14 protein-coding genes and 2 tRNA genes are annotated in these 14,536 nt (G+C 61.0%); 14 read left to right on the forward strand and 2 right to left on the reverse strand.

Translation table 11 applies throughout. The annotated features are described in order from the left end of the window. The first annotated feature begins 146 nt into the window (after window positions 1-146). The 8 genes from tldD to AKJ29_RS08035 all read left to right on the forward strand — a co-directional run bounded on the left by tldD (window position 147) and on the right by AKJ29_RS08035 (window position 8,402). A complete protein-coding gene (gene tldD / locus AKJ29_RS08000) occupies window positions 147-1,571 on the forward strand; it encodes a metalloprotease TldD (protein WP_055190496.1) in 1,425 nt (474 codons plus the stop codon). Between the two features lie 91 nt (window positions 1,572-1,662). Next, window positions 1,663-2,049 carry a GNAT family N-acetyltransferase gene (locus AKJ29_RS08005; protein WP_055189679.1) on the forward strand — a complete coding sequence of 129 codons (387 nt, stop codon included), beginning with the start codon at window positions 1,663-1,665 and terminating at the stop codon, window positions 2,047-2,049. Between the two features lie 141 nt (window positions 2,050-2,190). Beyond that, window positions 2,191-2,691 carry a hypothetical protein gene (locus AKJ29_RS08010; RefSeq protein ID WP_055189687.1) on the forward strand — a complete coding sequence of 167 codons (501 nt, stop codon included), beginning with the start codon at window positions 2,191-2,193 and terminating at the stop codon, window positions 2,689-2,691. A gap of 120 nt (window positions 2,692-2,811) precedes the next feature. After that, the gene (dprA, locus tag AKJ29_RS08015) at window positions 2,812-3,969 is read left to right on the forward strand and encodes a DNA-processing protein DprA (protein ID WP_074963617.1); all 1,158 of its coding nucleotides are present in this window, start codon (window positions 2,812-2,814) and stop codon (window positions 3,967-3,969) included. A gap of 193 nt (window positions 3,970-4,162) precedes the next feature. Next, on the forward strand, window positions 4,163-7,603 hold the full coding sequence (locus tag AKJ29_RS08020) for a pyruvate carboxylase (RefSeq protein WP_055189694.1): 3,441 nt from the start codon (window positions 4,163-4,165) through the stop codon (window positions 7,601-7,603). A gap of 76 nt (window positions 7,604-7,679) precedes the next feature. Beyond that, window positions 7,680-8,069, forward strand: a complete 390-nt coding sequence (locus tag AKJ29_RS08025; protein ID WP_055189697.1) for an MAPEG family protein — start codon at window positions 7,680-7,682, stop codon at window positions 8,067-8,069. Between the two features lie 107 nt (window positions 8,070-8,176). Beyond that, window positions 8,177-8,251, forward strand: a tRNA-Gly gene (locus AKJ29_RS08030). Window positions 8,252-8,327: 76 nt separating this feature from the next. After that, window positions 8,328-8,402, forward strand: a tRNA-Gly gene (locus AKJ29_RS08035). 220 nt (window positions 8,403-8,622) lie between these two features. On the opposite strand, the gene AKJ29_RS08040 is transcribed toward AKJ29_RS08035, so the two are convergent. After that, on the reverse strand, window positions 8,623-8,985 hold the full coding sequence (locus AKJ29_RS08040; protein ID WP_055189699.1) for a helix-turn-helix domain-containing protein: 363 nt from the start codon (window positions 8,983-8,985) through the stop codon (window positions 8,623-8,625). 224 nt (window positions 8,986-9,209) lie between these two features. On the opposite strand from AKJ29_RS08040, the gene AKJ29_RS08045 reads away from it, so the two are divergent. The 4 genes from AKJ29_RS08045 to hisH all read left to right on the forward strand — a co-directional run bounded on the left by AKJ29_RS08045 (window position 9,210) and on the right by hisH (window position 12,644). Further along, complete coding sequence (locus tag AKJ29_RS08045) at window positions 9,210-10,091, forward strand: helix-turn-helix domain-containing protein (RefSeq protein WP_055189709.1); 882 nt, start codon at window positions 9,210-9,212, stop codon at window positions 10,089-10,091. Window positions 10,092-10,196: 105 nt separating this feature from the next. Beyond that, window positions 10,197-10,784, forward strand: a complete 588-nt coding sequence (gene hisB, locus AKJ29_RS08050) for an imidazoleglycerol-phosphate dehydratase HisB (protein ID WP_055190498.1) — start codon at window positions 10,197-10,199, stop codon at window positions 10,782-10,784. Between the two features lie 536 nt (window positions 10,785-11,320). Next, the gene (locus AKJ29_RS08055) at window positions 11,321-11,956 is read left to right on the forward strand and encodes a TetR/AcrR family transcriptional regulator (RefSeq protein WP_055189711.1); all 636 of its coding nucleotides are present in this window, start codon (window positions 11,321-11,323) and stop codon (window positions 11,954-11,956) included. A 49-nt stretch (window positions 11,957-12,005) separates the two neighbouring features. After that, complete coding sequence (hisH, locus tag AKJ29_RS08060; RefSeq protein WP_055189712.1) at window positions 12,006-12,644, forward strand: imidazole glycerol phosphate synthase subunit HisH; 639 nt, start codon at window positions 12,006-12,008, stop codon at window positions 12,642-12,644. Between the two features lie 100 nt (window positions 12,645-12,744). Here hisH and AKJ29_RS08065 read toward each other — a convergent pair whose 3' ends face one another. After that, complete coding sequence (locus AKJ29_RS08065; protein WP_055189713.1) at window positions 12,745-13,131, reverse strand: DUF2147 domain-containing protein; 387 nt, start codon at window positions 13,129-13,131, stop codon at window positions 12,745-12,747. Between the two features lie 179 nt (window positions 13,132-13,310). On the opposite strand from AKJ29_RS08065, the gene hisA reads away from it, so the two are divergent. After that, window positions 13,311-14,036 (forward strand): 1-(5-phosphoribosyl)-5-[(5-phosphoribosylamino)methylideneamino]imidazole-4-carboxamide isomerase, encoded by a 726-nt coding sequence (gene hisA / locus AKJ29_RS08070; RefSeq protein ID WP_055190500.1) that lies wholly within the window; start codon window positions 13,311-13,313, stop codon window positions 14,034-14,036. 1 nt (window position 14,037) lies between these two features. Then, a complete protein-coding gene (locus AKJ29_RS08075; protein WP_055189715.1) occupies window positions 14,038-14,514 on the forward strand; it encodes a DUF2867 domain-containing protein in 477 nt (158 codons plus the stop codon). Window positions 14,515-14,536 lie beyond the last annotated feature (22 nt).

A 14,536-nucleotide genomic window follows, 5' to 3' on the forward strand; every position in this document is an offset into this window, starting at 1 on the left:
TCACTGGCGAAAATGACAACCGGAGGAATTTCGCGGGATTCCATTGTTTCTCTTTGGTTTGAAACCATATTACAACGGATGGGACAAGGAAAACCTTCGCAGGTTAAGCATTGATCCATGTCAAATCGCCGTTTTTTGAGGACCCGATGACCAAAGCCACCGATTTTCGCCCCTTCGACACCCATATCGACCAATCCCGCGCCACATCCCAGCTGGCCGCGGCCACCGATGGGGCCGATGATGGCGAATTGTTTTTCGAGCGCCGCCGCTCCGAATCCCTGATCTTCGATGACGGGCGCCTGAAAAATGCCAGCTATGACGCCTCGGAAGGGTTCGGGCTGCGCGCCGTGAAGGGCGAAACCACCGGATATGCCCATTCCACCGAGCTGTCTGAGGCCGCCATTGCCCGCGCCGCCCGCACCGCACGGCTGGCGGTGGGCAACGGGGGCGGACATTGGGCGGACGCCCCGACCCCCACCAACCGCAGGCTTTATAGCGATGCCAACCCGATGGAAGATGCGGAATTTTCAGTGAAAGTGGATACGCTGCGCGAAATCGACGCCTTCACCCGCGACCTGGACACCCGCGTGGTGCAGGTCTCTGCCTCGATGGGGGCCTCGTTGCAGGAGGTGCAGATCCTGCGCCCGGACGGGCAGCTTGTGACCGACACGCGTCCCATGACCCGGCTGAATGTCTCGGTGATCGTGGAACAGGACGGGCGGCGCGAAAGCGGGAGTTCCGGCGGCGGCGGGCGGATTGGTCTGTCCGGCCTGTTGGAGCCTTCCAGCTGGCAGGCCCACGCCCGCGAGGCGCTGCGCATCGCTCTGGTCAATCTCGACGCGATCCCCGCCCCTGCCGGGATGATGGATGTGGTGCTGGGCAATGGCTGGCCCGGTATCCTGCTGCACGAGGCGGTCGGCCATGGGCTTGAAGGGGATTTCAACCGCAAGGGCACCTCAGCGTTTTCCGGCCTGGTCGGCCAGCAGGTGGCGGCAAAAGGCGTGACCGTGGTCGATGACGGCACTTTGCCCGACCGGCGCGGATCGCTGTCGGTGGATGACGAGGGCACCCCCACGGGCCGCGCGGTGCTGATCGAAGACGGGATCTTGCTGGGCTATATGCAGGACCGCCAGAACGCGCGGCTGATGGGGGTGGCCCCCACCGGCAACGGGCGGCGTGAAAGCTATGCCCATGCGCCCATGCCACGCATGACCAACACGATCATGGAAGGCGGCAACGCCACCCCGGACGAGGTGCTGGGCGAACTGAAGGACGGCATCCATGCGGTTGGGTTCGGCGGCGGTCAGGTGGACATCACCAATGGCAAATTCGTCTTCTCCTGCACCGAGGCCTATCTGGTGAAAGACGGCAAACGCGTGGCCCCGGTGAAAGGTGCGACGCTGATCGGTGACGGACCGCAGGCGATGAAACAGATCCGGGCCATCGGCAATGACATGTCGCTTGATCCCGGCGTCGGCACCTGCGGCAAGGCCGGCCAGTCCGTGCCCGTGGGCGTGGGCCAGCCCACCCTGCTGATCGGCGGGCTGACGGTGGGGGGCGCTGCCGCGTGACAAAGGCTCTGATCCGACTGTTCTGCCGGAGGATACCCTCCCGCTTGCCCATCTCTGGCGCGCACAATGGATCAGAGCACACAGCCATTACGTGCCCAAGGCGCTGACGCTTCTGCGCACGGACGAGGATTTTCAACGGCGACTGACGGCATTTGGGCAAAACGCCAGAACCGCGGGGCCAATTGGCGCCCCGCTTGGCTTTTGCGCGATCCTGGGCGCGGAGATCGACCAGATCTATGTTGATGAAACCGCCCAGGGCACGGGGCTTGCCGATCTGCTCCTGACGGATGGAGAGCGCCGCATCGCCGCAGCCGGACATGGGCAGGCTCGCCTTGCCTGTGTGAAAGAAAACCTGAGGGCACAGCGGTTTTACATGCGCAATGGCTGGGCCCGCCGCGAGGTTGCCATTGCCCAGCTGGACACTTCGAACGGGCCGCTCCCCTTGGAAGTGATGTATTTTGAGAAAGACCTCACTTAGGGGTTAGGGGCAGGTCCCCGTTTCGCCCCGGTTTTACCGCCCCCGCGCAGGTGACACCGCAACACGCGGACATAAGCCGCACGCGCCCGGCCATGCGGCAATCCCCTTGCGTCTGTGCAGCCCCGATGATCAAAAGACAGTATGACCGATATACCCACAGCTCTCCGGATTTACCTCATCTCCACCCTCTGGACGCTCGCCGCGCTCTTTGCCATCGGCGTGGCTTGCTGGGCTGCGTTTTTCCTGATCGAAGGCATGGTCGCCTTTGGCGGTGGCAGCCTGCTTGAATACGAGTTGGTGGCCCTGCCATTCACCTTTCTGCTGTTCATCGCGGCAAGCTTCACCTTTGGCCTGATCTATGTGGCCCCGCTCACGGCACTGGCGGTGGCGCTGTTTTGGGGGATCGGACGCCGCACCGGCGCTCCGCGTTCCGTTGCCCTCACCCTTGGGGTTCTGAGCGCCTGGGGGGCGGGTCTCTTTATCTATATCACCGACATTCAGGGCACACCGGGGCAGAGCCCGCTGCCCGCCCTGTTCCTGTTCACCGGGATGGGCCTGCTGGTCGGGGCGGTGTTTTGGGCGGTGTTTTCCGCCCAGCGCGAGAAACCGGCCCTCTCCCCCCCAAGTGATCCACCTGCGTGATCCACCTGAGTGATGCGATTTCTCGCAATTTTCCCAAATTTTCTGCAATCTGTTAGGGTCGCGTTAACCATTTGCCCGCCATGCTGATCCCGCAAGAGACGGAACAACAGGTTGAGGCCCGTGGATTTATTCCCTTCCCCCCACCCCACCCCCTCACCCCACAGTGCGGAAGATGAGCTCGCCTGGCTCCGCCTCTTGCGCTCTCACCGCGTAGGGATCTCCACCTTCTACAAACTGATCGACGCGCATGGGTCGGCGCAAAATGCGCTGGAAGCCCTGCCAGAGATCGCGCGCAGCGCCGGTGTGAAAACCTATCACCCCTGCCCGATGGCCAAAGCTGAAGAGGAAATCCGCCAGGGTGCCGCGGCGGGGGCACAGCTTATTTTCCGCGGACAGGCAGACTACCCCCAAACCCTCTCACAGATCCCCGATGCACCGCCGTTTTTCTGGGCGATGGGCGACCGCGCGGCCCTGTCACGCCCGATGGTGGCCTTGGCCGGCGCGCGCAATGCCTCGTCCCTGGGGCTGCGCATGGCGCGCAGACTGGCCGCAGACCTGACCAAAGCGGGGTATGTTGTGGTATCGGGACTGGCCCGGGGCATTGACAGCGCCGCCCACACGGCCGCGTTGGAGCACGGCGCCACGATTGCGGTGATGCCGGGCGGGGTCGACCTGATCTACCCGTCCGAGAACACTGACCTGGCCCACAGGATTGCCCGCCACGGCCTGCGGATCTCTGAACAACCGATCGGGCGCAGCCCTCAGGCCCGGCATTTTCCGCTGCGCAACCGGATCATCTCTGGTCTGTCCCAGGCCGTTATCGTGGTCGAGGCCGCCGCCAAGTCCGGCACGCTGATCACCGCACGCAATGCGCTGGATCAGGGGCGTGAGGTTCTGGCTGTTCCGGGGCACCCGTTTGATGCGCGCGTGGCGGGGTGCAACATGCTGATCCGGGATGGTGCGGTTCTGGTGCGGCACAGTGATGACGTATTCGACGCGCTGCGCGGCGTATTTGCGCAGCCACCCCGCCCTGTTTCCCGCCAAGATGCAGCCAGCGAGCAGGGGGATCCCCCTGCCCCGAAACCGGCGCGCAGCCTGGCGGACACCACCAAGCTGCACGACCAAATCTTGGCGCGTCTGGGCCCGTGCCCCCTGGCAGAAGACCAACTGATCCGGGAGCTGGGCCATCCGGCGCAACAGCTTTCAGCGGAGATCCTGACGCTGGAAGTGGAGGGACGAATCACCCGTGCGGCTGGCGGATTGCTAGCGCGCAACTGACCAGCCCGGGCGACCACTGGTAAATAAATCTGACCAATCTCGGAAAAAATCTTGCCAGATTGTAACAAAACAGTTGCGCTGCAGTGCAGCATTCCCTACCAATCCGCGCATATCTTGGCTCTGCCCCCCTTTGTCACCCGGGGGATCCGGCAGCGCCTCAGACACCACTCATCGACACCGGGGAGAGATGCCGATGCGCGAGTTTCAAAAAATTCTGATTGCCAACCGAGGCGAAATTGCGATCCGCGTAATGCGGGCCGCCAACGAGATGGGCAAGAAAACCGTTGCCGTCTATGCCGAGGAAGACAAGCTGGGCCTGCACCGTTTCAAGGCGGATGAAGCCTATAAGATCGGCGAAGGGATGGGGCCTGTGGCCGCTTACCTCTCGATCAACGAGATCATTCGCGTCGCTCGCGAAAGTGGCGCCGATGCGATCCATCCCGGCTATGGCCTTTTGTCGGAAAACCCGGATTTCGTGGATGCCTGCGAAGCCAACGGCATCACCTTCATCGGGCCGAAAGCCGCGACCATGCGAGCCTTGGGCGACAAGGCGTCAGCCCGCAAAGTGGCGATCGAGGCCGGTGTTCCGGTCATTCCCGCCACCGAGGTTCTGGGCGACGACATGGTGGCGATTGCCAAGGAAGCTGAAGAGATCGGCTATCCGCTGATGCTCAAGGCGTCCTGGGGCGGCGGCGGGCGTGGCATGCGCCCGATCCACGGGCCGGATGAGCTGGAAGAAAAGGTTCTGGAAGGGCGCCGCGAAGCGGAAGCCGCCTTTGGCAATGGCGAAGGGTATCTTGAAAAGATGATCACCCGCGCGCGTCACGTCGAGGTGCAGATCCTTGGTGACAGCCACGGCGAGATCTATCACCTGTGGGAACGCGACTGTTCGGTGCAGCGCCGCAACCAGAAAGTGGTCGAACGCGCCCCTGCCCCCTATCTGTCCGAAGAACAGCGCAACGAGATTTGCGAGCTGGGTCGCAAGATCTGTGCCCATGTGAATTACGAATGCGCTGGCACCGTTGAGTTCCTGATGGATATGAACAGCGGCAAGTTCTACTTCATCGAAGTGAACCCGCGCGTTCAGGTGGAACACACCGTGACCGAGGAAGTGACCGGCATCGACATCGTGCAGGCGCAGATCCGCATCGCCGAGGGCAAAACGCTGGCAGAGGCCACCGGGAAGGCCTCGCAGGATGAGATCCGCCTGAACGGCCACGCGCTGCAGACCCGGATCACCACGGAAGACCCGCAAAACAACTTCATTCCGGATTATGGCCGCATCACCGCCTATCGCTCGGCGACCGGGATGGGCATTCGCCTGGATGGCGGCACCGCCTATGCGGGCGGGGTGATCACGCGCTATTACGACAGTCTGCTGGTGAAAATCACCGCCCATGCGCAAACCCCCGAAGCGGCGATTGCGCGGATGGACCGGGCGCTGCGCGAGTTTCGGATTCGCGGCGTGTCGACCAACATCGCCTTTGTCGAAAACCTGCTGAAGCACCCGACCTTCCTGTCGAATGAATACACCACCAAATTCATCGACGAGACGCCGGACCTGTTCAATTTCAAGAAACGTCGTGACCGCGGCACCAAGGTCCTGACCTATATCGCGGATATCACCGTGAACGGGCACCCGGAAACCGAAGGCCGCGCGGCCCCGGCGGATGGGCTGAAAGCACCCAAAGCCCCGGCCCATGGCACCGACATCCCGGCGGGCACGCGCAACCTTCTGGAAGAGAAAGGCGCCAAATCCGTTGCCGACTGGATGCTGGATCAGAAGAAGCTGCTGCTGACCGACACCACGATGCGTGACGGGCACCAGTCGCTTTTGGCGACCCGGATGCGCTCGATCGACATGATCAAGGCGGCGCCCGCTTATGCATCGAACCTGTCCGATCTGTTCTCGGTCGAATGCTGGGGCGGCGCGACCTTTGACGTGGCCTATCGCTTCTTGCAGGAATGCCCGTGGCAACGCCTGCGCGACCTGCGCGCGGCGATGCCGAACGTGCTGACCCAGATGCTGCTGCGCGCCTCCAACGGCGTGGGCTACACCAACTACCCGGACAATGTGGTGCGCGAGTTTGTGCGACAGGCGGCCGAAACCGGCGTCGACGTGTTCCGCGTGTTTGACAGCCTCAACTGGGTTGAAAACATGCGCGTCGCGATGGATGCGGTGAATGAGTCCGGCAAGATCGTCGAAGGCACCGTCTGTTATACCGGCGACATCCTGAACCCGGACCGCGCCAAATACGACCTGAAATATTATGTCGGCATGGCGAAAGAGCTGGAAGCGGCGGGCGCGCATATCCTTGGCCTCAAGGACATGGCGGGGCTTCTGAAACCGGCCTCGGCCACCGCGCTGATAAAGGCGCTGAAGGACGAGATTTCGATCCCGGTGCATTTCCACACCCATGACACGTCGGGCATTGCGGGGGCCACCATCCTGGCGGCCTCGGCGGCGGGCGTCGATGCGGTGGATGCGGCGATGGACAGCTTCTCGGGCGGCACCTCACAGCCCTGCCTTGGCTCGATTGTCGAAGCCCTGCGCCACACGGATCGCGACACCGGGTTGTCGATTGAGGCGATTCGCGAGATCAACGATTACTGGGAGCATGTGCGCGGGCAATATGTGGCGTTTGAAAGCGGCCTCGCCTCGCCCGCTTCCGAGGTTTACCTGCATGAGATGCCCGGCGGCCAGTTCACCAACCTCAAGGCGCAGGCGCGCTCTCTTGGGCTGGAAGAACGCTGGCCCGAAGTGGCGCAGTCCTATGCGGATGTGAACCAGATGTTTGGCGATATCGTGAAGGTGACACCCTCGTCGAAAGTGGTCGGGGACATGGCGCTGATGATGGTCAGCCAGGGGCTGAGCCGGGCCGAGGTCGAAGACCCGGATCATGACATGGCCTTCCCGGACTCCGTCGTTGACATGATGCGCGGCAATCTGGGCCAGCCGCCCGGCGGTTTCCCGGATGGGATCGTGAAAAAGGTGCTGAAAGACGAAGCGCCGAACCTTGAGCGCCCCGGCGCGCATCTGGAGCCGATTGATCTGGAAGCAACCCGTGCGGAGCTGTCGAAGGAGCTTGAGGGCTTCAAGGTCGATAACGAGGATCTGAACGGATATCTGATGTATCCCAAGGTGTTCCTGGACTATATGGGGCGTCACCGCACCTATGGCCCGGTGCGCAGCCTGCCCACCAAGACCTTCTTTTACGGCATGGAACCGGGGGAGGAGATCGAGGCGGAAATCGATCCGGGCAAGACGCTGGAAATCCTGTTGCAGGCGGTCGGTGAGACCGACGAGAACGGCGAAGTGAAGGTGTTCTTCGAACTGAACGGCCAACCGCGGGTCATTCGCGTGCCGAACCGTCTGGTCAAGGCCACCACCGCCAGCCGCCCGAAGGCCGAAGAGGGCAACGCCAACCATGTGGGCGCCCCGATGCCCGGCGTGGTCGCCAGCGTGGCCGTTACCGCCGGACAGGAGATCAAGGAAGGTGACCTGCTGCTGACCATCGAAGCGATGAAGATGGAAACCGGCATCCACGCCGAACGTGACGCCACGGTCAAAGCCCTGCATGTCAGCGCCGGTGGCCAGATCGACGCCAAGGACCTGCTGGTGGAGCTGGAGTAAATTCCCCCAACGTAACCCTATGCAAACGCCCGGTCAGCCCACATGCTGGCCGGGCGTTTCTTTTCAGGAGAGCCTTATGAGCGTCACCGTCACCCCGATCTATCTGAGCCTGCTGGCCCTGCTGTTCCTATACCTTAGCGCCCGTGTGATCCGCACCCGCCAGAGCGAACGGATCTCGGTTGGGGATGCGGATAACAAGCGGATGATCAAGGCGATGCGCACCCAGGCCAATTGCATGGAATATGTGCCGATTGGCGGCCTGCTTCTGCTCACAAGCGAGCTGCAGGGGGCGCCGCTCTGGGCTGTGCATCTTCTGGGGGGAATGCTGGTGGCAGGCCGGGTGATGCACGCGGTGGGCTTTGGCCGCACGCCGCAGATCATCCCGCTGCGCAAGACCGGCATGGTGCTGACGCTCGCGATGATCGCCATCACCGCGCTTGCCAATATCCTGCACGCACTGATCTGACGGGATTTTCGCAGCAATCTGAGTTTTCTTGAAAAAAGACCGGGGAAAGTGCATTTTCCTCTTGCAGCCTTCGGCGGGATTTCATACATCACGCCTCACCGAAGGACGCGGGTGTAGCTCAGGGGTAGAGCGTTACCTTGCCAAGGTAAATGTCGTGAGTTCGAATCTCATCACCCGCTCCAATCGGCCATAACATCGGACCCCACCCCGGGTCCTTCCGGGCGAACCCAGCCACAGGAAATTCGGTGTGTTCAGGATGCGGGTGTAGCTCAGGGGTAGAGCGTTACCTTGCCAAGGTAAATGTCGTGAGTTCGAATCTCATCACCCGCTCCAATCAAAAGCGCCTCCGGTTTCGGGGGCGTTTTTGTTTGTGCGCGCCATGCTTCCCGACACAAGCCCCGACTTGCGGGTTCAATGACAGGCTCACGGACTGGGCACCAATCACAGCCCCCTCCCCCACACGCACACGACAATAAAAAACGGACGGGTCTCCCCATCCGTTCTTCAACAAGCATCTGATAACACCGCACGGCCTGGGCCGAACGGAAGGGCCTCAGGATCCCTCTTTCTCGCGCTCAGCCAGCTCCATGATCATGGTCTGGATCTGTGCGCGCACCGCGTCATCGGTGATGGATGACAGCGCCTTTGCGGCCCGCGCAGTGCGTTCGTCCAACTGGTTGGGTTTGACCGCCGTATTTTCTTCATACCCCTCGAAGAAATAGGCGGGTTCGACCCCCAGCAATTGGGCAATTTCATACATACGGCTTGCGGACACGCGATTATGTCCCGTTTCATATTTCTGCAACTGCTGAAACGACAGGCCTAACTGCTCGGCCACATTGGCCTGGGTCAACCCGCGCAGCAGGCGGATCTCCCGCACCTTTCGTCCAACATGGGCGTCCACTGGATGCACCATAGCCTCATTCTCCTCTTTCTACCCGCTTAGCGAGCGTGGCAGAAATCCCCGCAGAAGCAATTGCAAAGAGACAGGCAAACTTGTAAAGTAAATAAATATGCAATGGATGATTTATTGACCATAAAGACCATTCAGGCTATAAAAATCAAGGCGTTCCTCTTGAAGATTTAGCAAATCTGCGTTGTTCCAAACCCCAACAAACACAACCCTAGGGTTAGTAATCCATGCAAACTGATCCCACACCCGGCCTGCTTTATGAAATGATGCGCTCATTTGTGACACTGGCACGCACCCTGAACCTGTCGCAGGCCGTGCGGGAACTGAACTGCACGCGACAGACCCTGCGCCGCCATATTGGCCTTCTGGAAGAGTATAAGGGTGGGCCGTTATTCGAGTTGACCGACCGGCAATACCAACTGACGCCCCTGGGGAAAAACAGCCTTGGCGAAGCAAGACGCCTGCTCAGCCGCACCGAGGCCTGGCTGAACAGCCTGACCTCCGAGCAGGACGGGCTTTACCGCATGACCCTGCAAAGCGGGTCCGAAACCTTCATGCTGCAACAGCACCAGGTGTCAGAGATCTGGAAAAGCGGTGCTGCGCTGATCCAGTCCGGGATCAGGATCTGGGCCGGGGCGAAAGGGCAGCTGGAATGCCCCCAATTCGCGCCCTTGCGCCCCTATCTGCGCATTTTCCGCCCGTCGCAGGACGGGTGGATCTGCACCGATGTCGGCGCCAAATCTTCCTTCGCGACGTTTTTCGGCTGGACCTGGGAACGGTCCTCCATCGGGCGGGATCTGTGCGAGTTACCCGGTGGTGAGGCCATGGCGCGCCTGATGGATGAGGCCTATGGCGATATCCGCGACACCCACGGGCTGCGCTTTGACCACGTCTTCACCCGGATCTGCCGCAGCGCGGGCGCCCCCCCCACCGCCATGTCCTATCACCAACTTCTGATGGGATGCCGTTTTCCGGATGACAGTTTTGCGCTGGCCTGCCTCGAAAGTCGCACCCATGACGTGAAGATCGACAGCCTTCCTGCAGATATGGGGCAGGAAATGACTGAGGATCTGGTCATGCGGATCAACCTGCCCCAGTCGCAGCCCTGATCATCACACCGGAAAGACACAAACTGCGGGGAAGTTGGATTTGCCCGCTTTTCCCGCCGCCCAGCCCCGCTTATAACACTGCAAACCGGAATAAAGGATATGCCGATGCGCACCGCAAAGGTCAGCCGCAGCACAGCGGAAACCGAGATCAGCGTCGAGATCAACCTCGACGGCACAGGCAAATATGACAACCAGACCGGCGTGGGCTTTTTTGACCACATGCTGGATCAGCTGTCGCGCCATTCGCTGATCGACATGACAATCCGCGCCAAGGGCGATTATCACATTGATGATCACCATACGGTTGAGGACACCGGCATCGCATTGGGACAGGCCCTGGCCCAGGCACTTGGCGACAAGAAGGGGATCCGGCGCTATGGCGAATGCCACCTGCCGATGGATGACGCACAGGTGCGCGCCGCGCTTGATCTTTCAGCCCGCCCTTTCCTGATCTGGAATGTCGAGTTCACCGCCCCCAAGATCGGCAATTTCGACACCGAACTGGTGCGCGAGTTTTTCCAGGCCCTGTCGACCCATGGCGGGATCACCCTGCATGTGGACCAGCTGCACGGCTTCAATGCCCACCACGTTGCCGAAGCGGCCTTCAAGGCCGTGGCCCGCGCCCTGCGTATGGCGGTAGAAAGTGATCCGCGCATGGCCGATGCACTGCCCTCGACCAAAGGCGCACTGTAACCCCAGCGCCACCAGGCACAGAGAAGCGAACCGCGCCCCTTCGGCGCGGTTTTTTGCATAAAGGCCGAGATATCCCTGTGGAAGGGGCGTCCCGAAATCTGGGGCTCAGGCGCAAAACGGGGCGGGCAGGACGGGGTGGGCAAGACGGGGCGGGCAGGACGGGGACCAACGCATCGAAACGATCCCCGGCAGCGGAGTTTCCCCCATTTCAGTTTCAAGGAGGGAGGGGGCAGGAGAGCGTCCGGCTGGCCCGTCTACTCATTAATCTTGGGGATATGACCGGTCGTAACCGGAAAGAGCCTCACAGGCCAGCCAAACTCCCTCGACACAACTACCTGACTTAAAAATGCAAAACCAGATAGCGCTCGCTGGCTTACCGTCAGGCGTGTCGAAGGGCATAAAGATCAGCAATAGATCATTAACTCATTACCAGCCTGACGCCAATTCACGCGCCAACTGTGAAACAGAAACCATAGCCAGCCTGACAGTGTCAAGTTGCGAGTTGACTTTGCCCCGCTGCGCAATATCGTTATCATATGCAAGCAACCGAAACGGATAAAGCTCCGCACAGGCGGGGGGATGTGCGAGAGGCGCTGATTGCGGCCGGGCTGGCCTTGATCAGCGAACAGGGATCCTCTGGGCTGACCTTACGAAAATGTGCCGCCCGCGCAGGGGTTTCCCATGCCGCCCCCGCCCACCATTTTGCCGGGCTTGCCGGGTTGAAACACGCGGTTGTTCTTGAGGGGTTTCGCCAGTTCACCGCCGAATTGCACAAGGATCTGCAGGATGTGGACGAGGATCCGCTCCGCCGCCTCAAGACCATATGCCGCACCTATGTCTCGTTCTGCCTCGCCCGCCCGGCGCTGTTCAAAGAAATGTTTGCCCTTTACGTCCCGGACGTGATGGAGGGCAAGATGGACAGGGTCGTGCGCGACGCCTGGGACATCTTTCGCACCCAGTGCCAGCCTTTTGTGCGCGAAGACCTGCCGCTTGAAATTGTCGAGCTGCGGGTGCGTTCATTCCTGCATGGCTATACCCGCGTGGCCCTGACCGGGCAATTCGGCAAAGCGGGAGAAAGCGGCTATCCCATCGGGCCGCTGGAAGAGGTGATGGCGATGCTGGATCATCTGGCCCACCCCAACGAGCCGTTCTCCCCCCCAACACAGGCTTGACCTTGCCCCGGTTCTGCGCGAGATCAGGGGCACCAACCGGAGGACCCCCATGCGCACCGTGATCATCGACTACGACAGCGGAAACCTGCATTCGGCCGAAAAGGCGTTTCAGCGCATGGCCCGGGAACATGAGGCCGGTGAGGTGATTGTCACCTCGTCCCCCGAAGATGTGGCCCGCGCCGACCGGATTGTCCTGCCGGGCGACGGGGCCTTTCCCGCCTGCAAGCAGCAGCTTGACGATCATCGCGGCATTTTCGAAGCCATTGATGAGGCGGTGACGCGCCAGGGGCGCCCGTTCATGGGGATCTGCGTCGGCATGCAGATGCTGGCCAGTGTCAGTCGCGAATATCAAGATACCGACGGGTTTGGATGGATCCCCGGCGAGGTGGTGAAGATCACCCCGTCAGAGCCCAGCTACAAGGTGCCGCATATGGGCTGGAATGATCTGATGATCGACACTCCGCACCCGCTGCTGAACGGGATCGAAACCGGCGCCCATGTCTATTTCGTGCATTCCTATCACATGAAAGTGGACAATCCGGCCCAGCGCCTGGCCCATTGCGATTATGCCGGGGACATCACCGCCATTGTCGGGCGCGACAATATTGTCGGCACCCAGTTTCACCCGGAGAAAAGCCAGGCCACCGGCCTGCGCATGATTGCCAATTTCCTGACCTGGAAACCCTAAGGGCGCAGCCGCTCTTTTCCCATGAAAAAGCGCCGGAGCAATTGCCCCGGCGCCCGTTCTCGTGAGTGTTGTCCCTGAGTGGCAGCTTTGCCTGCGTGTGTTACTTCACACGCGTCCAGGTCTGCGCCTTGCAAATGATCAAGACACAGCCCTCGACCTCCAGCTTGTTCCCCGCAAGCGTCATCTTGGATTTGTATTCCTTGCCGGTGGACGGCTGCCAGATCGTGCCGTTCTTATACGCGCCACCGCCCTGGGCCTGCATGCCCCAGACAAGGCGTTTGCCGATATTTGGCGTGGTGATTTCACCCGTGGCATCAAAGGCCTTGTCGATCACACCACAGATCTTGCCACCATCACATTTCGACATCTTGATATGCGCGTAATTGCCATCATCCACCTGCGTTTTCCAGGTGCCCAGCACAGGATCCGCCAGCGCGGGTGCGCCCAGCGCAAACCCCATCGCCGCGGCCACCAGAAGTTTCTTCATTTCTCTCTCCCTGAAACACATCCGCATTGGGTAACACATGTTGTTTTTTCACCATCCTGACCGCGCAACTTGCCTGTGGCAACCGTGACGTGACGGGAAGCCACGCTTGGCAAAACCGCGCGCACATGGCAAAAGCGCGGGGACATCAACCGCCAGACTGTGAATCTCAGGAGCCCGCCATGATCCTCTACCCCGCCATCGACCTGAAAGACGGCCAATGCGTGCGCCTGCTGCGCGGCGAGATGGAGGCGGCCACCGTTTTCAACGACGACCCGGCAGCCCAGGCCAAGGCCTTTGCCGATGCGGGGTGTGACTGGATCCATCTGGTGGACCTGAACGGTGCTTTTGCAGGGGAACCGGTGAACGCGAGCGCCGTGGAGAGCATTCTGGCCGCCATCAACGTCCCTGCCCAGCTGGGCGGCGGCATCCGCGATATGGCAACGATCTCGACCTGGATCGAAAAGGGTCTGTCGCGCGTGATCCTTGGAACCGTTGCCGTTGAAAACCCCGATCTGGTGCGTGAGGCCGCACGCGAATTCCCCGGCAAGGTTGCCGTGGGTATTGACGCGCGCAATGGCCGCGTGGCGACCAAAGGCTGGGCGGAAGAGACCGACGTGATGGTCACCGACCTTGCCAAATCCTTTGAAGACGCAGGCGTGGCCGCGATCATCTATACTGACATCAACCGCGACGGCGCGATGCAGGGCCCAAATGTTGAGGCCACCGCCGATCTCGCCCGCGCGGTCTCGATCCCGGTGATCGCGTCAGGTGGGGTCAGCTCACTCGACGACCTGCGCGCCTTGAAAAACTGCGGCGCGCCGTTGAACGGGGCCATCTCGGGTCGCGCGCTTTATGACGGCGCGATTGACTTGAAAGAGGCCTTGTCGGTCTTGAGAAGCGCATAATTTGGAACAAGTTCGCCTCACCCCCCTGCCCCGGACCTCAAAGCTCTGGGAGAAATTCGCGAAGGGCGACTTCATCGACGGCTATGCCGTAACCTGCCCCCTTTCCGCACAAGAGGCGTTGCAAGTTGGGCTGGCCCTGCCCTCATGGGCCATGACACTTCTGAACATCCGCAATCTCATCCTGTCCCCTTTCGGGTTCAAGACACGGATCGACGACGGCTATGCAGACAGCATCTTTCCACTCGACTTTCAGGATGAAAACGAGGTGATCGTGGGCACGGATGACTGGCATCAGGATTTCCGCATCTCAGTCTATAAGTCCAAAGATACAATCCACATGTCGACCTGGGTGCATCGCCATAACCTGGCCGGCTATATCTACCTGGCTGCGGTCATGCCATTTCATATCCTGATCGTTCGCGATGCCATGCGACGCATCGCGCGCACGACAATTGCACCTGCCGCACAAGCACAGTAGACACGACCCCGTCAAACAACCG

Source organism: Aliiroseovarius crassostreae, assembly GCF_001307765.1.
In the GTDB taxonomy this organism is placed as follows: domain Bacteria; phylum Pseudomonadota; class Alphaproteobacteria; order Rhodobacterales; family Rhodobacteraceae; genus Aliiroseovarius; species Aliiroseovarius crassostreae.